This window comes from Synechococcus sp. MIT S9452 (assembly GCF_047304245.1).
GTDB lineage: Bacteria > Cyanobacteriota > Cyanobacteriia > PCC-6307 > Cyanobiaceae > RCC307.
In genome coordinates this window covers 1,000,924-1,023,245 of sequence record NZ_CP138956.1, presented here as the reverse complement: position 1 = coordinate 1,023,245, position 22,322 = coordinate 1,000,924, and the positions used below count along the sequence as shown (strand labels likewise).

Below are 22,322 nucleotides of genomic sequence, written 5' to 3'. Positions count from 1 at the left end.
CGGGGAGCTCAACGTACCAGCGCTGGCTGGGCTTGGGCAGACCCGCTGAGGGAAAACGCGCGCACCTGCTCGATTCGCACCGGCACCGTGTCACCAACGCGGTGGCTGCCGGCTGGGAAAAAGGTGAGCCGGTTGGTGCGGGTGCGGCCCATCAACTGTGTGTTGTCTTTCGGGTTGATGCCTTCGGCTAAGACATCTTCCACCCGGCCCAGATAACGCTGGCTGCAGGCTTTGGCTTTGCGCTCCACCAGGGCATTGAGCTCTTTGAGGCGCTCCACCTTCACGTACTCCTCCACCTGATCGGGCCAGTCGGCTGCTGGGGTGTTGGGCCTTGGCGAGTAGGCGGCGGTATTGAGCAGGTCAAAGCCGATCTCATCAACGAGCTCCAAGGTGCGGCGGAACTGGGCATCGGTTTCGCCCGGGAAGCCCACGATGGCGTCAGCGCTGATGGCGGCATCCGGCATCAAGTTTCTGATCTGCTCAACTATGCGGCGGTAGCGGGCGGTGGTGTAGCCGCGCGCCATGGCCTTGAGTAGCTCGTCGTCGCCGCTTTGGAAGGGCACATGGAAGTGCTCACACACCTTCGGCAGCTCGGCGCAGGCTTCGATCAGGCGCTCGGTGAAATAGCGCGGGTGGCTGGTGGCAAAGCGAATCCGCTCGATGCCCTCCACGTCGTGCACGTGGTGCAGCAAATCCGTGAGGGTGTTTTGACGCCGGCCCTCCGGCGTGATGCCCGGCAGATCACGGCCGTAGGCATCGATGTTTTGGCCCAAGAGGGTGATTTCCTTGTAGCCGCGGGCCGCCAGCCCCTCCATCTCCAGGCGGATGGCCTCTGGCAGGCGTGATTGCTCTTGGCCGCGCACCGAGGGCACCACGCAGTAGGTGCAGCGCTCGTTGCAGCCATAGATCACATTCACCCAGGCGCAGAGGGAGCTGTCGCGCCGTGCTGTGGTGATGTCTTCGAGGATGTGATGGTCGTCGGTGGCCACCACTTGCTGGCCGGCTTCCACCTGGTTGAGAAGGGTGTCGAGCCGGTTGGCGTGTTGCGGGCCCATCACCAGATCCAGCTCGGGCACGCGGCGCAGCAGGGACTCCCCCTCCTGCTGGGCGACACAGCCGGCCACCACCAAGGTCAACGCCGGGTTGTCGCGCTTCCGCCGGGCCTGACGACCCAGGTAGCTGTACACCTTCTGTTCGGCGTTATCGCGGATCGTGCAGGTGTTGTAGAGCACCAGATCGGCCTGGTCTTCGCCGCTGCCGGCGCTGTACCCCATGGACTCCAAAATGCCGGCCATGCGCTCGGAATCGGCCTTGTTCATCTGGCAGCCGAAGGTGGTGATCCAGTAGGTCCCTCGGGAGGAGTCGGCCATGGGTGGATGAGGCTCAACCCAGTCTTGACCATGGCCGGTGAACTGACGTGGCAGGGTGAGACACGATGGTCTTGGTTTGGCTTGCGATGCGCTGGTCACTGCGTCGTTTCACGCTGACCAAGCAGGTGCCTCTCACCATCAGCCGCGGCACCACCGCTGCTGTGGAGCACCTGCTGCTGGAGCTTGAACACGGCGGTCAGATCGGCCGCGGCGAAACCGGCGGCTTTGACACTGGCCAGCGGGCCTTCAGCACCGCCCAGCTCGAGCAGGAACTCACGGGCTGGTTGCCTCAGCTGGAGGCGGCTGGTTGGCAGGAGCCGGCCCAGTGGCCGGCGTTGTTGGCCCCGTTGAGTGCGCCTGCCCGCTGCGCGGTGGATTTGGCCTTGCATGACCTCTGGGGGAAGCTGTTGGCCCAGCCGCTGTGGCGGCTTTGGGGCCTGGATTTACGCGGCTGCCAGCCCACCAGCGTCACCCTCGGGCTGGCTTCGGTGGAGAAGGTGCTGGAGCGTTTGAGCCGCTGGCGTCAGCAGCTGCCGGCCAGCCGGGTGAAGTTGAAGTTGGGCAGCCCCGATGGGCTCAGCCATGACCAGTCCCTGGTGGAGGCCCTGTTGCCAGCGCTGTGCGGGGCCGAATTGCAAGTGGATGCCAATGGCGGCTGGAGCCTGGAGGGGGCGCGCCAGATGCTGCCTTGGCTCGCGGAGCGCGGGGTGGTGCTGGTGGAGCAGCCCCTAGCGGCTAGCAACGGCGATGAGCAGGGGTTTGCGGCCCTGCAGGGGGCGGCTCCGATCCCCTTGGTGGCCGATGAAAGCTGCTGGAACCTGGAGGATCTGTTGCGGCTGGCGCCCCATGTGCAGGGGGTCAACCTCAAGTTGCTCAAAACCGGTGGCCTCAGCGAGGCGCTGTTGATGGCTCAGGTGGCTTCGCGCTTGGGCCTGAAGTTGATGCTGGGCTGCTACTCCGATAGTGCCCTGCTCAATGGTGCGGCCGCCCAGCTGCTGCCCCTGGTGGAGTGGCCGGATCTTGATTCCCACCTCAACTTGGCGGATGACCCCTTCTCTGGCCCGCTGGCCCAGGGGGATCTGCTGCAGCCCAGTTCTGGCGCTGGCTTGGGGGTGCAGCCATGTTGAGCCCCGATGCACCGGTGCTGCTGCTGCAGCACGGCGGCCTCTCTGATCTTTCTGGCAAAACGGGCCTGGCTTTTTTGCGTTACCGCCAGGGCCCTGTGGTGGCTGTGTTGGATCCAGGCCATGCCGGCGCTGATCTGCCCTTGCTCACCGGCATCCCCCGCTCGGTTCCAGTGGTGGCCTCGGTAGCCGAGGCCATGGTCTATGGGCCCCAGGTGGCGGTGGTGGGCCTGGCGCCCTCTGGTGGTGTGTTGCCTGAGGCGGTGCGCCAATCGGTGCTGGAGGCGCTACGCAGCGGCTTGAGTGTGGCCAGTGGTTTGCATACCCAGCTTGCGGCTGATCCGGAGCTGCAGGCTGCGGTGCAACCGGGCTCTTGGATTTGGGATCTGCGCCAGGAGCCTGCTGGCCTTGGTGTGGCCGCGGCGCGGGCAGCGTCTTTGCCCTGCCGGCGGATCTTGGCGGTGGGCACCGACATGTCGGTTGGAAAGATGAGTGCAGCCCTGGAGCTCACCGCAGCGGCCCGCCAGCGAGGGCTCGATGCCCGCTTTGTGGGCACGGGCCAGGCCGGGATTTTGATTGCTGGTGGCGGAGTGCCGCTGGATGCCGTACGGGTGGATTACGCCGCTGGCGCCATTGAGCAGGCCGTGTTGCAGGTGGCTGAGGGGGCCGGTGAGGAGTCGATCGTCTTTGTGGAGGGCCAGGGCTCCTTTTGCCATCCAGGCTCCACCGCCACCTTGCCCTTAATGCGCGGCAGCCAGGCCAACAGTTTGCTGTTGGTGCACCGCGCCGGGCAGCGCAGCATCCGCAACTTGCCGGAGATCGCCTTGCCGCCGTTGCCAGAGCTGATTGCGGTGGTGGAGGCATTGGCGCGCCTAGGGCGGCCGCCGGGGCTCGCGCCCGCGCGGGTGAAGGCGATCGCCTTAAACACAGCACAGCTTGATGACGCTGAGGCCGCAGCAGCCATGGAGCAAACAGCCCACGACACGGGGTGCTGCTGCGCTGATCCTGTGCGTGGTGGAGCTGACCGTTTGCTGGAAGCGTTGCTCAGCTGACCACGGAGAAGGGCGAGCGAGGGGATTCGAACCCCCGAATAGCGGCGCCACAAGCCGCTGCCTTAACCACTTGGCGACGCCCGCCGTGTCGATCAGAATCTACCAGCGGCCCGACTGCCCAGCGTGCGTCTTTCCCTCCCCTTGCTTCTGCTGCCGGCGGCCGGTGCCCTGTTGTTTGTCAGTAATCCGGGGCCGAAGGATTTTGCCGATTTCGCTGGTCGAGAACTCAGTGAGCGGGGCATTCAGGAGTTTTGCCGCGATGGTGTGCTCCCCCTGGTGGTGAACCTCTTGGTGGAGAACTGCCCGCGACTGTTTCGCGATCAGCGGGAGGCCTTGGGGGATCTGGCGTTGGATCTAAGCCAACGACGCAATTTCGGCCTCTTTAGCTTTTACACAACAACTGTTGGGACTACCGGGCTCCTCGCCAAGTTGTCGGTGCCCAGCTATTCCCTGGAGACGTTGGCTGTGGCTGGACAGTTCATTGTGTTGCGCGCCGAGCCCATCGATTAATGGGGCTGGCTGAACTCAAGACTGAACTTTCCCAGCTCGATTTGGTTGATCAAGGGCCGCTGCTGCAGCAGCTCTCCCACGACCAATTCGGTTTTTCGCCTTCCTTGGTGCCGCGCCTGCAGCCCTGCTGCGCTGATCTGGTGGTGCGCGCCACCAGCACCGAAGAGGTGGTGCAAGTTGCTGGTGCTTGCGCCCGCCATGGGGTGCCGCTCACCCCGCGAGGGGCTGGAACCGGCAATTACGGCCAAGCCGTTCCTTTAGAAGGCGGCGTGGTGCTCGATACCTCCGCCATGCAGCAGGTGCGGCAGTTTGATCCGCTCAGCGGTGTGCTCACCGCTGAGCCAGGCTGCCGCTTGCTGGAGCTCGATCGCTATCTGCAGCCCCAGGGCTGGGCCTTGCGTCTAGCCCCCAGCACCTGGCGCACCGCCAGCTTGGGGGGCTTCATCGCCGGCGGCTCCAGTGGGGTGGGCAGCGTGCGCTGGGGGCTGTTGCGCGATCCCGGCAATCTGCTGGGCCTGGAGGTGGTCACTATTGAGCCGGAGCCGCGGGTGCTGCAACTCGATGCCGCTGTCGCGCGCGGTTTGAACCATGCCTATGGCAGCAACGGCATCTTCACGGCGATCACGGTGCCGGCGGCGCCGTGGCAGGACTGGCAAGAAGTGGCGCTGGTTGCAGAGAGCGCAGCGGCTGCCTTGGCCTTGGGCGAGCAACTCACCACTGCGGCGCTGGAGATTGATGGCCTCTGCTTTTTGGAGCGGCGCTTGCTGGAGCGCATGCCCGCCTTGGGCAGCAGTGCTTGGCCCCGTGGTGATGCCCTGCTGCTGCTGGCGGCTCCCGCGGCACTGCCGCTGATCGAGAGCATGGCCAGCGCTGCCGGCGCCGAGCTCTGCTGGCAGCGGCCGCAATGGCCCCCCCGCGGTTTGCTGCTGCGTGAGCTCTGCTGGAACCACACCACCTTGCAGCTGCGCGCCAATGCGCCGGAGTTCACCTATCAACTGGTGCTGTTGCCCGATCCGGTGGGGCCCTTCATGGAGGCCATCGCGGAGCGCTGGCCGGGCTGGGTGCATTGGCATCTCGAGCGGGTTCGCCAAGGCGGGCGGCTGCGCTGGGTGGGCTTGTTGCCGTTTGTGTGGCGCGGCGAAGCGGCCCTTGCGGAGCTCAATGGGGCGCTGAAAGCAGCCGGAGGATTGGTGTTCAACGCCCATGCCATCAGCGTGGAAGACGGCGGATTGGGTGTGGTGGATGCCGATCAGGTGGCTGCCAAACGGGCCTATGACCCCGCTGGTCTCTGCAATCCCGGCAAGTTGAGGGGCTGGAGATCAGGGGCAGTCGAGGCTTAGGCGCGTTTCCCCTTTGGCTTTGCGGCACAGGGTGATTTGATCATCACGATCGAGTAGGGCGCCGGTGAAATCAGCACCCTCGATCTCAGCTTTGGCAAAGCTGCTGCCATTGGCCACCACGCCGCTGAGGTTGGTACCGCTGAGGTTGGTGCCGGTGAAATCAGCGCGGTCCATCAACACATCGCTGAGATCGGCGCCGGCGAAGTTGGAGCCGGCAAAAGCCCCCTGGGTAAAGATCGCCCCATGCAGCTTGGCGCCGCTGAAATCAGCATTGCGGGCTACCGCACCGGCAAAGGAGCTGCCCTCGAGATCTTGGCCGCTGAAATCAGCGTCGCTCTGGTTGGTGAGGGTGTAATCGGTTTTTTCCAGATAGCTGCCGCTGGCCATGGCCGGTTGCAGGGGCCACAGCAGGCTGAGGTTCAACAGCAGCACAACAAGCAGGCGCAGCATCAGCCTTCAGCAGGGGGCTCCAGTGTGGGCCAGAGCTGGCCTAAGAGGTAGAGCGATCCAGCAATCACCGGTTCACAGGCCGCAGGCCAGAGCTGCTCGAGAGCCTGCTCGGCTGAGGGGCTGTCGTGCACGCCAGGGATATTCAGCTCAGCGGCCTGCCAGCTGCGGCAGCCTTCGATTGGCACCATCCAGGCGCGATCCCCTGGGGCCATGAGGGCACGAACGATCGCGGGCCCGTCTTTGTGGCGCTGAATGCCTAGCAACCAATGGCGCGGTTGCCCCGGCGCTAGCTGGTTGAGTTCGCGGCGGAGCCCCTCAGCGGCTGGGGGATTGTGGGCACCATCAATGAGCACCGGCTGGCCGCGCCACTGGCGCCGCTGCAAGCGGCCGCTCCACTGGGCCTGGGCCAAGCCTTGCGCCATGGCTTGAGCGCTGATTGGCCAGCCTTGGCGGGCCAGTTCTTGGGCCATGGCGAGGGCCACAGCGCCGTTGCTGCGTTGCCAACTGCCGGCCAAACCCAGGGGCACGTCCGCTGCCAGCGGTTCCACCCAGTGCAGCTGGCAGCCCCGCTGCTTGGCCTGCTGCTCCAGCACCTGGGCAACGGAATCCTGCTGCGGGGCACTGAAGGCCATGGCCCCGGTGTGAAAGATGCCGGCTTTCTCAGCCGCGATCGCCTCGAGCGTGGAGCCGAGGTGTTCGCGGTGATCCAGGCCGATGTTGGCGATACCGAGCACAGGCCGGTTGGGGTGGCAGGTGGTGGCATCAAGGCGGCCGCCCAGGCCCACCTCCAACACCGCTAGATCCACCTGGGTTGCGGCGAAATGATCCATGGCTACTGCGGTGAGCAGTTCAAATGGTGTGAGTTGATGTTGCTGGCCGGTGGGCTGCCAGTGCTGCAACAGCGAGCGCAGCTGCTGGCCTGCAATCCACTGATCGCCAATGGCAATCCGCTCACACCAGCTGATCAGATGCGGCGAGCGGTAGAGGCCTGCCTTCAGTCCCGCGGCCTGCAGGATCGCTCCTAAGGCCGTGCAGATTGAGCCCTTGCCGTTGGTGCCGGCCACTTGCACGGCAGGGAAGCGCTGCTCCGGGTGGCCACCAGCGGCCAGGGCCTGATGCAGGCGATCGAGCCCTAGATCAATGCCGCGGCGGCTGAAGGGTTCGAGCAGATCACCCAGCTCGACCGGATCAGGCAGCTGCACCTCAGGCCGCAAGGGTGCTGAGGGCCCGATCCAGGCGCTGTAGGGCCTGCTGGATTTGGCGGCGGTTGATCACCAGGGGCGGCACAAAACGCACCACTTGGCTGCCGGCCGGCACCAGCAATAAGCCCTCGGCCATCGCGGCCTTGACCAGATCGATGGCGCTGACGCTGTCATCACGCAGCAGCAGGCCGCGAATCAAGCCCCAACCCCGTTGGCCGGCGAGCAGCTGCGGCCATTGCTCCACCCGTTGCTGCAGGCCCTGCTGTAATTGCTCGCCCCGCTGCTGCACATTCTCCAGTAGGTGCCGCTGCTCCAGTTCGCTGGCCACGGTGAGGGCGGCGCGGCAGGCCAGGGGGTTGCCGCCAAAGGTGCTGGCGTGATCCCCCGGCTCAAACACGGCGGCATGGTTTTTCACCGCCAGAGCCCCGATCGGGAAGCCGCCGCCGAGGCCTTTGGCGGTGGTGAAGGCATCGGGCTCAATGCCCAGTTGCTGGTAGCCCCACAGGGTGCCGCTGCGGCCCATGCCCACCTGCACCTCATCACTGATCAACAGCAGTTGGCGCTCATCACAGAGCTGGCGTAAGCGGGCAAAGAAAGCCCGATCGCCCGGCAGGATCCCGCCCTCCCCTTGCAGGGGTTCCAGCAGCACAGCTACGGCGCGATCGCTGTGCTGCTGCAGCGCGGCTTCCAGGCTGCTGATGTCGTTGTAATCGAAGTAGGCAAAGCCCTCGGGCAGGGGCTCAAAGCCGCGGTGGTATTTGGGCTGGCCGGTGGCGGTCACCGCCGCCAGGGTGCGGCCGTGAAAGCTGGAGCGGGCCGTAAGGATCAGCGGCTGGCTAAGGCCGCGGCGGCTGTGGCCGTACTTGCGGGCCAACTTGATGGCGGCCTCATTGGCTTCGGCGCCGGAGTTGCAGAAGAACACCTGATCGCAACAGCTGTTGCCTGCAATCCAGCTGGCCAGCTGCTCCTGCTCACCAATGGCATAGAGGTTCGAAACGTGCTGCAGCTTGCGCAGCTGCTGGGTGAGGGCCCGTCGTAGGGCCCGATCGCTGTGGCCCAAGGTGCAGGTGGCAATCCCGGCAACGCAATCGAGGTAGCGGCGCCCTTGGCTGTCACGAACCCAAACCCCTTGGCCCCGCTCCAACTTCACAGGGAAGCGGCCGTAGGTGGCCATCACAGCGGTAGATTGATCCTGCGGGGGCATGGCGGAATTGGTAGACGCAGCGCACTCAAAATGCGCCGGCTTCGGCTTTGTCGGTTCGAGTCCGACTGCCCCTATCCAACGTCGTGACGCGCAATCGAAGCACCAACGCTCCTGAGTTTCTCTTCGAGGCGGTCATAGCCACGATCGAGGTGCTGTAGGCCTTGCACCAAGGTGGTGCCTTCAGCGGCGAGGCCCGCCAGCACCATGGCCGCCGAAGCGCGCAGGTCGCTGCCGGTCACTGGGGCTCCGCTGAGGAAGGGAACGCCTTCGATGAAGGCGGTGTTGCCTTGGGTGCGGATAGCGGCGCCCATGCGTTGCAACTCAGCCACGTGCTGAAGCCGGTTTTCAAAAATTGCTTCAGTGATCACGCTGGTGCCCTCGGCGGTGGCGAGCAAGCTCATGAAGGGGGCCTGCAGGTCGGTGGGGAAACCAGGGAACGGCTGGGTGCGCAGATCAACGGCGCGCACGCGATCCGCCGAAATCGTCATGCCGATGCCATCGGATTCGAGCGTGCAGCCCGCCTCTTCAAGCTTGCTCAGCACGGCGCCGAGATGCTCAGGAATCAGTGGGGTGATCCGCAGCTTGGAGCGCGTGATGGCACCAGCCAGCAGCAGGGTGCCGGCTTCGATGCGATCGGGGATCACCATGTAGTCGGCGCCATGCAGGCGCTCCATGCCCACGATCGTGATCGTGGGGGTGCCAGCTCCGCGCACCTTGCCGCCCATGGCGATGATCAAGCCGGCGAGGTCAACGACCTCCGGCTCTTGGGCTGCGTTGTCGATTGTTGTTTCGCCGTCGGCCAGGGCGGCGGCCATCATCAAGGTTTCGGTGGCGCCAACACTGGGGCAATCCAGGTGGATTTTGCCGCCGGTGAGGCGATGCCCGCGGCCTGGCACGACCGCTGAGACCACACCGTGTTCAATCGTGACCTGAGCGCCAAGGGCTTTGAGCCCTTTGACGTGCTCGACCACGGGGCGTGCGCCGATCTGGCAGCCGCCGGGCAGCGGCACTCGGGCCACGCCGGTGCGCGCCAGTAGAGGACCGATGCAGAAGAAACTGGCCCGCAGACCGTTCACCAGCTCATAGGGCGGTGAGGACTGGTTAATCCCGGAGGCGTTGAGTTCAACGAATCCCTCGCCCCGGTTCATGGTGACCCCGAGGGACTCGAGGATCTCGCCCATGCCCTGGATGTCGGAGAGGGCCGGCATGTTGCGCAGCTTGAGATCGTCGCTGCTGAGCAGGCATGCGGCCATCAACACCAGGGCTGAATTCTTGGCGCCGCTGACGCGAATCTCCCCCTCTAAGCGCCGACCGCCGCGAATTTCAAGGTGGGGAGTGAGAGCTTTTTGAGACGGCGCAAGAATGACGTTCATCGGCAATGTGGCCGTCTGGACCCACATCTTGACAATCGCAAGTGAGACCGTCTAGACGGCCGGCCGTTGAACTGTCTTGATTGGCTCACTTGGGGTGAGCTCTGAGCGCGTTCAGCCATGGTTTATGGTTATCAGCTGCCAGCTCACAAGAGGCCGAAACGCTTCTGAGTGAGTGCCTTTCAAAGGCTGATTAACCCTGCCCCTGCAGGGGATCTGGGCAACGCCAGCGGATGTGGCGGAATTGGTAGACGCGCTAGTTTCAGGTACTAGTGGTGGCAACATCGTGGGAGTTCAAGTCTCCCCATCCGCACTTCAATCAGTTGTTACCAATAACAACTGCGCTCTATAGATTTTGCTTCTTTTTTTGGGGGCCATTGTTGGCATCCTGAAGAAGACAAGGGCATTTTTCAGTGATCGTCCTCAAAATCAGTAATGCCTCTGACGTCGTGGCCTCCAAGGTGGGTCGCTTCTTGGAGCGCTTAACTCCCGACAGCCTCGATGAGGCCAAGGTGGAGGAGGAAGTAATCAAGAAGTTGGTGGAAAATCTGCGAACAGAAGGCATTGAAGGCTCGGTGGCTTCGGTGAAGGGACTGGACCTCAGTCCGGAAGGCATCGTGATGAAGAACGACATTCACCTGCGCCGCTTTGAGCAGATTTGACGGTCGCTCCGCTGATCTGATCAGCAGCCGCCGCAATCCCCTGGTGCAGCAGGTGCGGGCGTTGCAGCAGCCGCGCGGGCGCCGCGAGCAGGGCTTGCTGCTGCTGGAGGGCACCCACTTGCTGCAGGAATGCCGCCGTCTTGGGCTGCCTTTAGAGCGTTTGATCGCCACCACCCGCTGGCAAGAGCAGCACCCCACGCTGTTGGGGCCTGAGCCACTGCAACCGGTCAGCCCTGAGGTGTTGCAGGCCATGGCCAGCACCGACAGCCCCGATGGGGTGATTGCCCTGTTGCCCCATCCAGCCCCGGGCCTGCAGGCCCCGACTTGGCCGCAGGCGGAATCACCACTGCTGTTGGCCTTGGATCGCGTTCAAGATCCCGGCAATCTCGGCACGATCCTGCGCACCGCCTTGGCTGCTGGTGTGGATCGGGTTTGGTTGGGCGGTGGCGCCGACCCCTGGCAGCCCAAGGTGCTGCGGGCGTCAGCAGGTGCTGCCTTGGAGCTTTCTATGCAGCGGCTCGATGATTTGTCTCCTGTGCTGGCCATGGCCCGAGAGCGCGGTGTGGCTTGTTATGCCGCCCTGCGTGATGGCGGCCAGCCCTATTGGTGGCCCGATTGGCATCAGCCCAGCCTGCTGCTGCTCGGCAATGAAGGTAGCGGCTTGGATCCCGCCCTGGTGCAGCAGGGCCTTACAGCCCTAACGATTCCCCACCAGGCGGCAGTGGAATCGCTCAATGTGGCCGTGGCAGCCGGCGTGCTGTTACTGGAGCGCGTAAGGCAGGGACACGACAGGAGAGAATCGGCGGCAACTGCGTTGGGCGCTTGACCGCGGCGATGGACTACGACCTGATCGTGATCGGGGCCGGCTATGGCGGCTTTGATGCAGCAAAGCACGCTGCTGAGAAGGGCCTCAAGACGGCCATCATCGAAAGCCGCGAGATGGGCGGCACCTGCGTGAACCGCGGTTGTGTGCCCTCCAAAGCGCTATTGGCTGCCAGCGGCCGGGTGCGTGAACTCAGCGATGGCGAGCACCTCTCCTCCTTTGGTATCACCCCCGGCACCGTTCAGTTCGATCGCCAGGCGATCGCTGATCACGCCAACCAGCTGGTGGAGAACATCCGCGCCAACCTCACCAAAAGTCTGGAGCGAGCTGGCGTCACCATCGTGCGCGGCACGGCCCAGTTGGCCGGCCCGCAGCAGGTGGCTGTGCGGCAGAGCAATGGTGTGGAGCGGGTGCTCAGCGCCACCGATGTGCTGATTGCCACGGGCTCCGATCCCTTTGTGCCGCGCGGCATTGAAACCGATGGTCTCACGGTGTTCACCAGCGATGACGCCGTGCGCCTCGAGAGCCTGCCCCAGTGGCTGGCGATCATCGGCAGTGGCTACATCGGCTTGGAATTTGCTGATGTTTACACGGCTTTAGGCTGTGAAGTCACGATGATCGAGGCCCTCGATCGGGTGATGCCCACCTTTGATCCCGACATCGCCAAGTTGGCGGGCCGCAAGCTGATTGAAAGCCGTGATATCGACACCCGCTCCGGCGTCTTTGCTTCCAAGGTGATCCCTGGCAGCCCGGTGAAGATCGAGCTGATTGATGCCGGCACCAAGGAGTTGGTGGAAGTGCTGGAAGTCGATGCCGTGCTGGTGGCCACCGGCCGTGTTCCCACCAGCGCCGATCTCAACTTGGCCGCTGTGGGCGTTGAGAGCGAGCGTGGCTTCATTCCTGTGGATGACGGCCTGCGGGTGCTGGCTGGCGGTAATCCCGTGCCCCATCTCTGGGCTGTTGGTGATGTCACCGGCAAGTTGATGCTGGCCCATACCGCAGCTGCTCAGGGCGTTGTGGCGGTTGAGAACATCTGCGGGGCCAATCGCACCGTGGATTACCGCTCGATTCCAGCGGCCACCTTCACCCACCCGGAGATCAGCTCGGTGGGCCTAAGCGAAGCCGATGCCAAAGCCCTTGCTGCTGAGCAGGGCTTTGAACTCGGCAGTGTGCGCAGCTACTTCAAGGCCAACTCCAAGGCCTTGGCGGAACTGGAGAGCGATGGCCTCATGAAGCTGCTGTTCCGCAAAGACACCGGTGAGGTGTTGGGCGCGCACATCTTTGGTTTGCACGCCGCTGATCTGATTCAAGAGGTGGCCAATGCGGTGGCCCGCCGCCAGTCGGTGCGCGAGCTCGTTTATGAGGTGCACACCCACCCCACCTTGAGCGAGGTGGTGGAATCGGCCTACAAGCAGGCCGCCCACGCCCTTGCCGCTTGAGCCCCGCCATGGAAATCCGTCGCCGGCCGCCCAACCCCAAGGTGCGTGTTGCCCATCTGGAATACGCCGTTCCCCACGACGATGAGGCCCCACGCCACATCCTTGAGGAGATCGTTTGGGAAAAGGATCGCGAAATCGCCCAGGCCCGTGAGCGGGTGCCGCTGGAGAAGCTGAAATCTCAGGTGGCTGACCTGCCGGCACCCCGCGATTTCATCGCTGCGCTGAAGGCCAGCTGCCGCAAGCCGGCGGTGATTGCTGAGGTGAAAAAGGCCAGCCCCAGCAAAGGGGTGATTCGCGAAGACTTTGATCCGGAGGCCATTGCCAAGGCCTATGCCGCTGGTGGTGCCAGCTGCTTGTCGGTGCTCACCGATAAGCGCTTTTTCCAGGGCGGTTTTGAGGTGCTGGTGCAGGTGCGTCAGGTGGTGGATTTGCCCCTGCTCTGCAAGGAGTTCATCCTCAGCCCTTATCAGCTCTACCAAGCCCGCGCCGCTGGCGCTGATGCGGTGCTGCTGATTGCGGCGATCCTCACCGATCAAGACATCACCTATCTGCTCAAAGTGGCCCGCAGCCTTGGCTTGCAGGTGCTGCTGGAGGTGCATGACGCCGCTGAGCTGGAGCGTGCGCTCAGCTCTGATGGAGTGCAGTTGATCGGCATCAACAACCGCGATCTCACGAGTTTTCACACCGATTTGGCGACAACAGAAACGCTGACGGCTACCTACGGTGAGCAGCTACGTCAAAGCGGCGCAATGCTGGTTAGTGAATCGGGTTTATTCAGCCGCGATGATCTTGATCGGGTGCAGAGCGCTGGGGCCGATGCGGTGCTGGTGGGTGAGGCCTTGATGCGCCAAAGCGATGTGCAGCAAGCCCTAGAACTACTCATTGCTGGCTGAATTCCATAGCCTGCTCCCAGATGCTGGATTGAGGTGAAGGCAGCAACCGCTCTTTTTGCGTGCGCCGCTTTGGTATTTATTCAGCCTGCCCGGGCGTTTCCCTTGTTCAATTTGATGAAGCAGGTGGGGCGTGGAGCGGTTCAGTCGTTTGTTCCCTTGCCTTCACCTGCTGACTTGGCGGTGGATTTGCTGATTGAGAACATGCAATGGCCAGTGCCGGCGCCTTTGGATAGCCCGTTGGGCATGGGCCAAGGCGGCAATTTTGTACCTGAGCTCTTGGAACATGTGGAGGAGGGGCCGGATGACGACATCGACGCGGGAATCGATCCACAGCTGGTTTGGGTCGACCCTGATGACGAGCCGTGATGACTAACTGGGCTCTGCTGCCTTGGGAGATTTGCAGGTCAAGTTAGTAACGCCAGGTTCAGCAAGAATCCAACCTGTTGAAAGCTTTTTGCGTTGGTTGTCGTAGCTTTTCAGCTTGTAATTAGTGCGGTCAAATGCAAGCACTAGGCGTTGGTTCCATTTTGTTTTGTGGGTGACTTGAAGTGATTCGGGTTCAAGCTCTAACTCAAGTTTGTTGTCTTGGAATGCGGGTTCGCTGATTTTTTTTGCGGCTTCGCTAGCTGGAATAAACTGACCTTGCCTCTTTGCAGGGTCAAGATCCAGTGCAAAGTTGTAATCAGCTGATGAACCATCCTTGATATCAACAAACTGGGCTCGGCAGCTCAGTTTCACAGGCTGTGTTGCTCCGCAAGCTAAAAGAATTGTCGAAAGTCCTGCAAAAGTGCCGGCTAATCCAAATGCGCGCAATCGTGCCGGGGTGATCCTCATCGCTTGGCCATTGTGCTTTCAAACCATAGCGGGATGATCTTGATTGAAAATCAACTGTTGTTTGCCTTGACTCTCTGGCTCCACTGGTTGGCAGTGCAATGGCAAGATATAAAAAATCCCCGCCACTTGGACGGGGATGGTTGGTTCGCTTTGAGGCCATTGATCAGACCTTGCGGGAGTAGTACTCCACCACCAGCAGTTCGTTGATCTCAAGGGCGACCCATTCGCGCTCGCACTTGCCCACCACTTTGGCGGTGAGTTTGGTTTTCTCGAGCTCGAGGTGGGGCGGGATGTTGGCCAATCCTGGGAATTCCAGGTTGGTTTCAGCCAGCTTCTTGCTGGGCTTCTTCTCGCGGATCGCGATCACATCACCGGCTTTGCACTGGTAGCTAGCGATGTCGACGACGCGGCCGTTCACGGTCACGTGGCCATGGTTCACCAGCTGACGGGCACCGGGGATGGTGGGTCCGAAGCCGAGACGGAAGCAAACGTTGTCGAGGCGGTTTTCCAGCAGCTTGAGAAGGTTGGTTCCCGTTGAGCCGTCTTGGGCACGGGCCTTCTTCACGTAGCGAACGAGCTGCCGTTCGGACACGCCGTAGTTGAAGCGGAGCTTCTGCTTCTCTTCCAGGCGGATGGCGTATTCGGAGCGCTTGCGACGGGCTTGGCCGTGCTGACCGGGGGGGTAAGACCGTTTGGCAGCCTTACGGGTGAGACCGGGAAGGTCTCCCAAGCGCCGCGTCACCCTCAATCTGGCACCGCGGTAGCGAGACATAAATCAGTAGAGCGTCAGGATGGACAGGAATTTGATCAAGGCCTTTCTCGGTGTGCGAGTGCAAGCCTGAACAATCCAACAACTTACCTGCTGAAGGGGAGCCTGTTGCAGTTGGCCCTTTGGCAGCAGTGCTGCTGCTGCTGCTGTCCATCTACCGGCGTCTGATTTCACCGCTGTTGGGCCCCCGCTGCCGCTATGTGCCCACCTGCAGCAGCTATGCGGTAGAGGCGGTGCAGCGCCATGGCGCCCTGCGCGGCAGCTGGCTCAGCTTGAAACGCTTGTTGCGCTGCCATCCCTTTGCTGAAGGCGGCTATGACCCGGTGCCGGAGTGAAGGCGATGGCTGATCCGAGCTGGCCAGCGCTGACCTTGCTCACCCGCCAGGGCTGCTGCCTGTGTGAGGGGCTGCAGGAGCGGCTCGAGGCGTTGGATCCGGCCCCGCCACTGCAGCGTGTGGATGTGGACGGGGATGCGCAGTTGCAAGCCCGCTTTGGCATGGAGGTGCCGGTGCTGATGACCGCATCGGGTCAGGTGTTGGCGCGGGTGCCGCCACGGCTCAGCGGCGACCGACTCGCTGATTGGTTGCAGAAGAACCTCAACAACTTCAATCCCGCCTAAAACTCGTTGGCCACCACCTCCTTTGCGGCATGGCTTCTGCGGCATCGCGCTTGCATCTCCTGATCAGAGATGCCGGTTTGAGCGTTCCCCAGCAGCTGCCCGACCCGGTGGTGACGGACTTCAGCTGCGACTCCCGGCGCATTCGCCCTGGCACCTTGTTCGTGGGCTTGCCCGGCGAGCGCGTCGATGGCGGCAGCTTCTGGCGCGCGGCGCTGCAGCAAGGGGCCACCGCTGCTGTGATCGGCCCTGCTGCGGCCCAGCACGAGCCCCCGGCTCCTGGTGATCCGGTGCTGGTGGTTGCTGATCCTGTGGCGGCGGCCGCTGGCCGCTTGGCCGCGGCGTTTTGGAATCACCCCAGCGGTCAGTTGTCGCTGATTGGGGTCACCGGCACCAACGGCAAAACCACCACCACCCATCTAATTGAGCACCTGGCGCTGGCCTGCGGCAGCCCCACCGCCTTGATGGGCACCTTGGCCAACCGCTGGCCGGGCAATAGCCGCACCGCGGTGCACACCACACCTTTTGCCGATCAATTGCAGGCTGATCTGGCGGCTGCCAAGGCGGCGGGTTGCTCCATGGCGGCGATGGAAGTGAGTTCCCATGCCCTGGATCAGGCCCGGGTGGCGGGTTGCACTTTTTCGGGCGCGGTGTTCACCAACCTCAGCCAAGACCACCTCGACTATCACCCCACGCTTGAGGACTACTTCGAGGCCAAGGCCCAGCTTTTTGCTTCTCCTTATCTGCAAGGTCAGGCGGTGGTGAATAGCGATGACCTGCATGGCCGCCGGCTGGCGCAGCGGCTGGGGGACCAGTGCTGGCGCAGTTCACTGGAGGATGCCAGCGCTGAGCTGTTCATGGATGACCTGCAGTTCAGCGCAACAGGGGTGACAGGCGTTTTGCATGGCCCGGCTGGCGATGTTCCGTTCCACTCGCCGTTGGTGGGCCGCTTCAATTTGATGAACCTGCTGCAAGCGGTGGGGGTGCTGCTGCAGCATGGCTTGCCCTGTGATGGGCTGCTGCAGGCGCTGGAAAGCTTCAACGGGGTGCCGGGGCGGATGGAGCGGGTGCCCCACCGGCCTGATCAACCCGCCGTGCTGGTGGACTACGCCCACACCCCTGATGGGTTGGACAACGCCTTGCAGGCAGCGCGCCCGTTTGCCGAAGGCAAGCTCATTTGCGTGTTTGGCTGCGGCGGTGATCGCGACCGCAGCAAGCGGCCTCAAATGGGGGCGATTGCTGCTCAGCTCGCTGATGCGCTGGTGGTCACCTCCGACAACCCCCGCACGGAAGACCCTCAGCAGATCTTGGATGACGTGGTGTCTGGGATTCCTGCTGAGAGCCCCTGCGTTGTGGTGGCCGATCGAGCGGCAGCGATTGCCCAAGCCATCGGCCAAGCCAAAGCTGGAGATCTGGTGCTGATCGCCGGCAAGGGCCATGAGGACTACCAAATCCTCGGCACCACCAAGGTGCATTTCGATGACCGCGAAGAAGCGGCCAAAGCCCTCAAGGCCTAAGGCCGGCGAACCTCAGAGCTGGGCAATGGCCGCCAATAGCTGATCGATCTCGCTATCGGAGCTGAATGCATGGGTGCAGGCCCGCAGGCAGAGCGGATCCTCCAGGCTGCGCAGCTGGAAGTGTTGATCCGCTAAAGCGCTCACGGCTTCAGGGGCTGGGGTGTGATCCAGGGTGAAACTCACCAGGCCGCTGGCTGGCGGGGCCTCCTGCACCACGGTGTGCACCGCCGGGATCTGCTGCAGACCATTCCAGAGGCGCGCGCTGCGCTCACAGATCAAGGCTTGCCGCTGCTGGGCGTTGCCCAGTTGCTCCAGCAGGTCCAACGAGCTGCGCAGGCCGGCGCCCAGTGGAATGCAGCTGGTGGCCACCTCAAAGCGGCGCCCGTCATGGTGCCACTGGCTGCCGCTGCTGTTCTCATTGCGCAGGCTGCGCCAGCCGATCACGGTGGGCTGGCTTTGTTCGAGCACGCGCTCTGAGAGCGCTACACCGCCAAGGCCCTCTGGCCCGCAGCACCACTTGTGGCCGGTGAAGGCATAGATATCAGCCGCCTTGGGCACACTGCCGAGCTCCAAGCTGCCCATCGATTGGGCGGCATCCACCAGCAGCCAGGGCTGACGGCGGTGCTGCTTGAGGCGCGCAGCAACCGCTTCGATTGGCATCGCAAGCCCGCTGTTCCAGAGCAGATGGGAGAGCACCACCAGCCGCGTGCTCCGCTCCAGGGACGCCTCCAGCGACTCCAGCACCGCTTGATCACTGCGGCAATCGCGGGCAGAGAACCAGGAGATACTCAAGCCTTGGCGCCGCGCCAGCTCCTGGCACGCGGCCACCACGCCCGGGTGTTCCGCATCGCTGAGCAGCAGGCTGTCGCCCGGCTCAAACGGCAGGCCCCAGAGCGGTAAAACGCAGCCGCTGGTCACGTTTTCAGTAAGGCTGAGCCGGTGGGGCGGCACGCCACAGAGCTGGGCCAAGCGCCGCCTGAGGGCCGAGGTTTCGGCCTCCACAAATGGCCACACATCGCGGCTGAAGGGCCCCAGCCGTTGCAACTCCCCCCAGCAGGCCACCATCGCCTCCAGCGATGGCGTGGGCAGGGGGCCTTGGCCGCCGTAGTTGAAGTAGTGCTTATTGCCCAGCGCCGGCAGCAGTGATCTGAGCTGTTCAGCTGGCATGGCGGCGGCGTGCAGGCGTGGTGCGGTTCAAGCGGATGGGAGGGGCCTTTGCAAGCTGATCCGCTTCCTGCACAATGGCGCAAATTATTTGTTTAATGGCCGGCCTTCAATCAGTCCTCCAAAAAGTGATTCAAAAGGCTAAAGGTGTTGTTGATCAATCTCCCAGTAAAAGTAATTCCAATGATGTTCATAATCAGCGCGAACTGAATCGTCCGCATCAACTCAGGGGAGCCAATCCCAAGCCGGCGAATGAACCCCAGCGCTTGGATGCGGTGACTGGGTTAAACCAAGCCAATTCAGAACATCAACCCGAATTGGTGGCCCTGCGCAATGCTGCCCGCTCGCTTTTGAAGATGCCGGTGGCCTTTATTGGCTTCATTGAAGACAACACCCAGCGTTTGCTCACCGTGACGGTGGATCCGCAGGGGTCGCAGGCCTGTGATCCCTTGGATTTCAAGGAGATGCTCACCCCCAGGGAGTGCTCCATTTGCCAGTACACAATCATGGAATCGAACCATTTGGTGATTCCTGATCTCAAGGAGTTTCTTGAGCGCGGTGATGGTGCGAGTTACCCTGCTGAATTTCTTGAGCAAGCTAAACAAGTGGGGGGCTATCCCATCCCCTGGCCCGATGGTGAGGGCGGCATCACGCTGAAGCCGGCGCATTTTTATGCCGGCGCCACCATTCTCACCTCCAAAGGACTTGCTGTTGGCACCTTCTGTGTGGTGGATGTGGTGCCGCGCCCTGATTTCGGCGTGCGTGAGATTGAAGTTCTTGAAAGTCTGGCGGCCCAGGCCGCGGATTATTTAGAAGAGCGTGCTCTGTTGCGCCGGCCGGCCAACTTTCAGCTTCTGCAGCAGCTCTCTGGCAGCGATGACGCTGCCTCTGACTCCGCGCCATGGGATGCGGTGGTGATTGGCGGCGGGCCGGCAGGGTTAACGGCAGCCTGCCGTCTGTCGTTTCAAGGGCTCAAGGTGGCCTTGGTGGAGCCCAAAGACAGCTTTGGTTCGCCCACGGGCGTGAGCAGCAAGGTGCTGCGGGAAGTGGCGATGGATCACGGCTCGGCAACCTCCTGGGATGACGTGTTGGCGATTCGGCAGTTGATTGCTCAGAACGATGCCAAGCGGGTGGCATTGCAACTGCAGCGCTATGGCGTCACGCACCTCAAAGGAACCGGTGAAATCAGCAGTTGCGATGGTGATGGCATTACCACGGTTGCCGTTTCTGATGGCATCACTCCCCCCAGTCAGCTGTTGGCCCGCAAGGTGGTGGTCTCCACCGGTTCCAAAGCTCGGCGCCTTAAGGGCATTCCCTTTGAGCAAGCTGGCTTTTATGACTCCGATTCGATCGGGTCGCTTCGCAGCAAACCCAGCAGCTTGTTTGTGCAAGGCACTGGAATCATTGCCTTGGAGTACGCCACGATCTTTGCCGAGATGGGCGTTCAGGTGAGCGTTGCTGCCCGCGGCAGCCGCGATGAGCTGCTGCCGATGCTCGATGGCGCCATGCGCGATGCGCTGCTGAGTGATCTGGAAGCCAAAGGGGTGGAGATCCTCTACCAGGCCAGTGTCAAAGCGTGGCGCGCTGATGAGGCAGGCCCTGTGGTGGAGCTGGAGCTGCCCACGGGGATCAGCGAGCACCGCTTCTCAGCGGTGCTCTCAGCTGTGGGGCGGGTGCCCACCACCGCAGGTCTCGGCATGGAGGAGCTGCTGGAGGCGGAGGATGTCTCAAAGCTCAAAACTTTGCCGCTGCTGGAGAACCAGCAGTTAGACACAACAGCTGGATCGGTCTATGTGATTGGCGATGTGTCAGGCAGTGGGCTGGCGTGCAAGGCCGTGATGCAGGCTCAGGGCTTGGTGGATCACGTGCTGCCCTCGCTGGTGCTGAAGAGCAAGCAGACCGCCCAAAGCACTCCGTCCCATGCCAGCCCTTCGATCATCTGGGCGATCCCCGAGTTGGCGTTTGTTGGCAGCTCCCAACGCGAAGCCGACAACACCTACAGCGAAGCTGAGGTGTTTTCAGTGTTGGCGCCCTTTGCTGACACCATTCGCGGCCGGCTGAAGGCATTGCCGGCGTCCTATTTCCTCAAGCTGGTGTGCCTGCGCCAGGACGGACGCATTTTGGGGGTGCATGTCTACGGGGAAGGCGCCTCTGAACTGATTCACCTGGGGGCCTCCCTTGTCGCTGACGGCAACACCGTCTTTGACCTGCAATACAAATCCTTCCCCGCCGTCACCTTGCATGAGGTGTATCGCAATGCCGCGATGCTTGCGATTGACACGCTCTCAGGCTTGGCGCAGAAAGCCGGGTAGCTGCGGCGAGCGCATGCGGATCAACTGGCTCGCCCCATCGTCAACAGCCTCGAGCGGCAAGCTGGGCCCGCGCCAACTGCCGCCACTGGGCACGTCAACCAGCTGCTCCTGCTTGGGCTGAATCACATAGGGCTCAGCCAGCGACCAGGTGCGGGCGTAGCCCATCAGCAGCGGATCGGCGGGGGCATACACAAACGAGGGATGGCGCGGTGTGGGTTCTTGGGCGGCGAGTTCTGGTGTCATCCGCACCGCGCGGGTGATGCCCTGCAAAAACCGGCTTTTGGTCACCACGGTGGTGAGGTAGGCGATCACCCGCAGCCTTGGGGCATCAAAGCCTTCGGCGCACATGTCGATGCTGACGAGCCATTGGGCCGATCCCTGCTGAAAGGTGTTGAGCCGCTCAGCGGCTCCGCTCTCTTGTGAGTGCACCAGATCAACGCGGTGGCCGTCTTCTTTTAAGAGCGTGGTGATGGCCTGGGCATGGTCGATGTCGCGGGCGATTACCAGCCCGGCGGCATTGGGGTGCTGCAAACGCACCTGCTTGAGTTTGCGCTGGGCCCGCAGCAGGAGCTGCTGGCCAATGCCGCTGTCATCGCCGAGTTCAATGGCGCGGCGCAGGTTGCGGGCCCGCCAGCTTTCGCGCGTTTCAGCTGATAGTGGCGAGACATCGCGATCCGGCATGCCTTCACGGCTGTGCTCCACCCAGCCATCTTGAAAGCGAAATTCCAGCGGGCGTACATCACCGGCTGCGATCAACTCGCGGGGTTCCACCGCCAGATCAGGAACGATCTGCTCAATCAGCTCATGGCCTTGGCGCAAGCGAATGCGGCGAGCCGCGCAAAAGGCCAAGTTGTCGGCGCGAAACGGGGTGCCAGTGAGCCCTAGGCGCAGGCGGCAGTGTTGGGTGAGCTCTAAAAATGTCCCTCCCCAGGCCGTGTTGTCGGGCTCATCGGGATCGAGGCCCAGGTGATGGGCCTCATCGGCGATGGCCAAGCTGCCGGCAAGGCCCCAATGGCGCAGGTCTTCGCGAAGTTGCTCGAGCTGGCGGCCGGCGCCTTGGTAGGTGATCAGCAGGCCATCGGCTTGGTCGCTGCAGGGCCATTCCTCCAGACGTAGGCCCAACCGCTCCGCTGCCTTTTGCCATTGGCTCAAGATCGAGGTGCGGTGGCAGAACACCACAAAGCGCTGAAGCCGCCCTTCTTGCTGCATGGCCTTGAAGGCCAATAGGGCGCCGAGGGTTTTGCCGGCACCAGGACCAGCAAACACCAACACATCTTGATCGCTGGTTTGGTTGCGCTCTAGCCGGCGTCTGAGCAGCTGGATCAGCTGCTGCTGCCATTGGCGCGGCTGGATTGCGGTGTTGCCGAGCTGATAGGAGGGGATGGGGATCAGAACACCTCAGCCGGTTCGCTGTTGTAGCGCCCTCGGCTCACTTGTGCCTGTTTTTAGAGAACCTGGCCCACCATGACGGCAGCCACGGCGGAGAACACGGTGATGCCCAGAGCGGTGAGTGGGTTTTGGCCTTGGGCCACAGCCACGGTGGTGATCACCCCAGCGCCCAGGGCGGCAAAGGCCAGCTGCTGGGTGATGTCGTCGCGACGGCTGGGAGGTTGTTGCACGCGCTTGGCACAGGTCTGAAACGAACGTAGAGAGATGTCTCCAGCTGGCCTT

At 62.8% G+C, this 22,322-nt stretch carries 23 protein-coding genes and 3 tRNA genes; 15 read left to right on the top strand and 11 right to left on the bottom strand.

All coding sequences use genetic code 11. From position 1 onward, the window contains the following. Window positions 1-8: 8 nt before the first annotated feature. Window positions 9-1,370 (bottom strand): tRNA (N6-isopentenyl adenosine(37)-C2)-methylthiotransferase MiaB, encoded by a 1,362-nt coding sequence (gene miaB, locus SIB46_RS05230; protein WP_413297470.1) that lies wholly within the window; start codon window positions 1,368-1,370, stop codon window positions 9-11. A gap of 86 nt (window positions 1,371-1,456) precedes the next feature. On the opposite strand from miaB, the gene SIB46_RS05225 reads away from it, so the two are divergent. Continuing rightward, window positions 1,457-2,497 carry a dipeptide epimerase gene (locus tag SIB46_RS05225; protein ID WP_413297469.1) on the top strand — a complete coding sequence of 347 codons (1,041 nt, stop codon included), beginning with the start codon at window positions 1,457-1,459 and terminating at the stop codon, window positions 2,495-2,497. Next, window positions 2,491-3,546, top strand: a complete 1,056-nt coding sequence (locus tag SIB46_RS05220; protein ID WP_413297468.1) for a DUF1611 domain-containing protein — start codon at window positions 2,491-2,493, stop codon at window positions 3,544-3,546. The genes SIB46_RS05225 and SIB46_RS05220 overlap by 7 nt, the downstream gene beginning before the upstream one ends. An 11-nt stretch (window positions 3,547-3,557) precedes the next feature. On the opposite strand, the gene SIB46_RS05215 is transcribed toward SIB46_RS05220, so the two are convergent. Then, window positions 3,558-3,630, bottom strand: a tRNA-His gene (locus tag SIB46_RS05215). 39 nt (window positions 3,631-3,669) lie between these two features. Between SIB46_RS05215 and SIB46_RS05210 the strand changes: the two genes are divergently transcribed. Together SIB46_RS05210 and SIB46_RS05205 are read left to right on the top strand one after the other, a co-directional pair. Then, window positions 3,670-4,056 (top strand): DUF4359 domain-containing protein, encoded by a 387-nt coding sequence (locus tag SIB46_RS05210; protein WP_413297467.1) that lies wholly within the window; start codon window positions 3,670-3,672, stop codon window positions 4,054-4,056. Continuing rightward, window positions 4,056-5,396: an FAD-binding oxidoreductase gene (locus tag SIB46_RS05205; protein ID WP_413297466.1), complete on the top strand. Its 1,341-nt coding sequence runs from the start codon at window positions 4,056-4,058 to the stop codon at window positions 5,394-5,396. The genes SIB46_RS05210 and SIB46_RS05205 overlap by 1 nt, the downstream gene beginning before the upstream one ends. Here SIB46_RS05205 and SIB46_RS05200 read toward each other — a convergent pair. From SIB46_RS05200 to SIB46_RS05190, 3 genes are read right to left on the bottom strand one after another with little or no spacing between them, the layout of a single operon-like run. Then, window positions 5,376-5,846, bottom strand: a complete 471-nt coding sequence (locus tag SIB46_RS05200; RefSeq protein WP_413297465.1) for a pentapeptide repeat-containing protein — start codon at window positions 5,844-5,846, stop codon at window positions 5,376-5,378. The two genes, SIB46_RS05205 and SIB46_RS05200, sit on opposite strands and share 21 nt — an antisense overlap. After that, window positions 5,846-7,060 (bottom strand): bifunctional folylpolyglutamate synthase/dihydrofolate synthase, encoded by a 1,215-nt coding sequence (locus tag SIB46_RS05195; RefSeq protein ID WP_413297464.1) that lies wholly within the window; start codon window positions 7,058-7,060, stop codon window positions 5,846-5,848. Before SIB46_RS05195 ends, SIB46_RS05200 begins: the two co-directional genes overlap by 1 nt. After that, window positions 7,050-8,252: an aspartate aminotransferase family protein gene (locus SIB46_RS05190; protein ID WP_413297463.1), complete on the bottom strand. Its 1,203-nt coding sequence runs from the start codon at window positions 8,250-8,252 to the stop codon at window positions 7,050-7,052. Before SIB46_RS05190 ends, SIB46_RS05195 begins: the two co-directional genes overlap by 11 nt. On the opposite strand from SIB46_RS05190, the gene SIB46_RS05185 reads away from it, so the two are divergent. Then, a tRNA-Leu gene (locus SIB46_RS05185) sits at window positions 8,245-8,326 on the top strand. The genes SIB46_RS05190 and SIB46_RS05185 overlap by 8 nt on opposite strands. Here the strand turns inward: SIB46_RS05185 and murA are convergent. Then, window positions 8,324-9,625, bottom strand: a complete 1,302-nt coding sequence (gene murA / locus SIB46_RS05180; RefSeq protein ID WP_413297462.1) for a UDP-N-acetylglucosamine 1-carboxyvinyltransferase — start codon at window positions 9,623-9,625, stop codon at window positions 8,324-8,326. The two genes, SIB46_RS05185 and murA, sit on opposite strands and share 3 nt — an antisense overlap. 226 nt (window positions 9,626-9,851) lie before the next feature. Here murA and SIB46_RS05175 point away from each other — a divergent pair. The 6 genes from SIB46_RS05175 (at window position 9,852) to SIB46_RS05150 (ending at window position 13,805) form a co-directional block, all read left to right on the top strand. Then, window positions 9,852-9,935, top strand: a tRNA-Leu gene (locus SIB46_RS05175). A 100-nt stretch (window positions 9,936-10,035) separates the two neighbouring features. Beyond that, window positions 10,036-10,284, top strand: a complete 249-nt coding sequence (locus SIB46_RS05170; protein WP_011935031.1) for a hypothetical protein — start codon at window positions 10,036-10,038, stop codon at window positions 10,282-10,284. Next, a complete protein-coding gene (locus SIB46_RS05165; protein WP_413297461.1) occupies window positions 10,271-11,110 on the top strand; it encodes a TrmH family RNA methyltransferase in 840 nt (279 codons plus the stop codon). The genes SIB46_RS05170 and SIB46_RS05165 overlap by 14 nt, the downstream gene beginning before the upstream one ends. An 8-nt stretch (window positions 11,111-11,118) precedes the next feature. Continuing rightward, complete coding sequence (gene lpdA, locus SIB46_RS05160; RefSeq protein WP_413297460.1) at window positions 11,119-12,546, top strand: dihydrolipoyl dehydrogenase; 1,428 nt, start codon at window positions 11,119-11,121, stop codon at window positions 12,544-12,546. An 8-nt stretch (window positions 12,547-12,554) separates the two neighbouring features. Then, window positions 12,555-13,439, top strand: coding sequence for an indole-3-glycerol phosphate synthase TrpC (gene trpC, locus SIB46_RS05155; protein WP_413297459.1), 885 nt, complete (start codon window positions 12,555-12,557; stop codon window positions 13,437-13,439). 156 nt (window positions 13,440-13,595) lie between these two features. Next, window positions 13,596-13,805 (top strand): hypothetical protein, encoded by a 210-nt coding sequence (locus SIB46_RS05150; protein ID WP_413297458.1) that lies wholly within the window; start codon window positions 13,596-13,598, stop codon window positions 13,803-13,805. A 3-nt stretch (window positions 13,806-13,808) separates the two neighbouring features. Here SIB46_RS05150 and SIB46_RS05145 read toward each other — a convergent pair whose 3' ends face one another. Further along, entirely contained in the window at window positions 13,809-14,273 is a 465-nt protein-coding gene (locus tag SIB46_RS05145) for a hypothetical protein (RefSeq protein WP_413297457.1), read from the bottom strand. A gap of 163 nt (window positions 14,274-14,436) precedes the next feature. Continuing rightward, the gene (gene rpsD, locus SIB46_RS05140) at window positions 14,437-15,045 is read right to left on the bottom strand and encodes a 30S ribosomal protein S4 (protein WP_413297456.1); all 609 of its coding nucleotides are present in this window, start codon (window positions 15,043-15,045) and stop codon (window positions 14,437-14,439) included. 119 nt (window positions 15,046-15,164) lie between these two features. Between rpsD and yidD the strand changes: the two genes are divergently transcribed. The 3 genes from yidD to SIB46_RS05125 are packed head-to-tail and all read left to right on the top strand — an operon-like array spanning window position 15,165 to window position 17,175. Continuing rightward, window positions 15,165-15,377, top strand: a complete 213-nt coding sequence (gene yidD / locus SIB46_RS05135) for a membrane protein insertion efficiency factor YidD (protein ID WP_413297455.1) — start codon at window positions 15,165-15,167, stop codon at window positions 15,375-15,377. Between the two features lie 5 nt (window positions 15,378-15,382). After that, a complete protein-coding gene (locus SIB46_RS05130) occupies window positions 15,383-15,661 on the top strand; it encodes a glutaredoxin family protein (RefSeq protein ID WP_413297454.1) in 279 nt (92 codons plus the stop codon). 29 nt (window positions 15,662-15,690) lie between these two features. Beyond that, the gene (locus tag SIB46_RS05125) at window positions 15,691-17,175 is read left to right on the top strand and encodes a UDP-N-acetylmuramoyl-L-alanyl-D-glutamate--2,6-diaminopimelate ligase (protein WP_413297453.1); all 1,485 of its coding nucleotides are present in this window, start codon (window positions 15,691-15,693) and stop codon (window positions 17,173-17,175) included. 12 nt (window positions 17,176-17,187) lie between these two features. Here SIB46_RS05125 and SIB46_RS05120 read toward each other — a convergent pair whose 3' ends face one another. Next, a complete protein-coding gene (locus SIB46_RS05120; RefSeq protein WP_413297452.1) occupies window positions 17,188-18,342 on the bottom strand; it encodes an aminotransferase class V-fold PLP-dependent enzyme in 1,155 nt (384 codons plus the stop codon). Window positions 18,343-18,614: 272 nt separating this feature from the next. On the opposite strand from SIB46_RS05120, the gene SIB46_RS05115 reads away from it, so the two are divergent. Further along, the gene (locus SIB46_RS05115) at window positions 18,615-20,651 is read left to right on the top strand and encodes an FAD-dependent oxidoreductase (RefSeq protein ID WP_413297451.1); all 2,037 of its coding nucleotides are present in this window, start codon (window positions 18,615-18,617) and stop codon (window positions 20,649-20,651) included. Here the strand turns inward: SIB46_RS05115 and SIB46_RS05110 are convergent. Continuing rightward, window positions 20,625-22,004, bottom strand: a complete 1,380-nt coding sequence (locus SIB46_RS05110) for a DEAD/DEAH box helicase (RefSeq protein WP_413297715.1) — start codon at window positions 22,002-22,004, stop codon at window positions 20,625-20,627. The two genes, SIB46_RS05115 and SIB46_RS05110, sit on opposite strands and share 27 nt — an antisense overlap. 92 nt (window positions 22,005-22,096) lie before the next feature. Then, window positions 22,097-22,270, bottom strand: coding sequence for a hypothetical protein (locus tag SIB46_RS05105; protein ID WP_413297450.1), 174 nt, complete (start codon window positions 22,268-22,270; stop codon window positions 22,097-22,099). Window positions 22,271-22,322: the final 52 nt, after the last annotated feature.

What these genes read in the sequence shown, in the direction of transcription:
- miaB (WP_413297470.1), bottom strand. Translation starts at nt 1,370, where the DNA reads ATGGCCGACTCCTCCCGAGGGACCTACTGGATCACCACCTTCGGCTGC.
- SIB46_RS05225 (WP_413297469.1), top strand. Translation starts at nt 1,457, where the DNA reads ATGCGCTGGTCACTGCGTCGTTTCACGCTGACCAAGCAGGTGCCTCTC.
- SIB46_RS05220 (WP_413297468.1), top strand. Translation starts at nt 2,491, where the DNA reads ATGTTGAGCCCCGATGCACCGGTGCTGCTGCTGCAGCACGGCGGCCTC.
- SIB46_RS05205 (WP_413297466.1), top strand. Translation starts at nt 4,056, where the DNA reads ATGGGGCTGGCTGAACTCAAGACTGAACTTTCCCAGCTCGATTTGGTT.
- SIB46_RS05200 (WP_413297465.1), bottom strand. Translation starts at nt 5,846, where the DNA reads ATGCTGCGCCTGCTTGTTGTGCTGCTGTTGAACCTCAGCCTGCTGTGG.
- SIB46_RS05190 (WP_413297463.1), bottom strand. Translation starts at nt 8,252, where the DNA reads ATGCCCCCGCAGGATCAATCTACCGCTGTGATGGCCACCTACGGCCGC.
- murA (WP_413297462.1), bottom strand. Translation starts at nt 9,625, where the DNA reads ATGAACGTCATTCTTGCGCCGTCTCAAAAAGCTCTCACTCCCCACCTT.
- lpdA (WP_413297460.1), top strand. Translation starts at nt 11,119, where the DNA reads ATGGACTACGACCTGATCGTGATCGGGGCCGGCTATGGCGGCTTTGAT.
- trpC (WP_413297459.1), top strand. Translation starts at nt 12,555, where the DNA reads ATGGAAATCCGTCGCCGGCCGCCCAACCCCAAGGTGCGTGTTGCCCAT.
- SIB46_RS05145 (WP_413297457.1), bottom strand. Translation starts at nt 14,273, where the DNA reads ATGAGGATCACCCCGGCACGATTGCGCGCATTTGGATTAGCCGGCACT.
- rpsD (WP_413297456.1), bottom strand. Translation starts at nt 15,045, where the DNA reads ATGTCTCGCTACCGCGGTGCCAGATTGAGGGTGACGCGGCGCTTGGGA.
- SIB46_RS05130 (WP_413297454.1), top strand. Translation starts at nt 15,383, where the DNA reads ATGGCTGATCCGAGCTGGCCAGCGCTGACCTTGCTCACCCGCCAGGGC.
- SIB46_RS05125 (WP_413297453.1), top strand. Translation starts at nt 15,691, where the DNA reads ATGGCTTCTGCGGCATCGCGCTTGCATCTCCTGATCAGAGATGCCGGT.
- SIB46_RS05120 (WP_413297452.1), bottom strand. Translation starts at nt 18,342, where the DNA reads ATGCCAGCTGAACAGCTCAGATCACTGCTGCCGGCGCTGGGCAATAAG.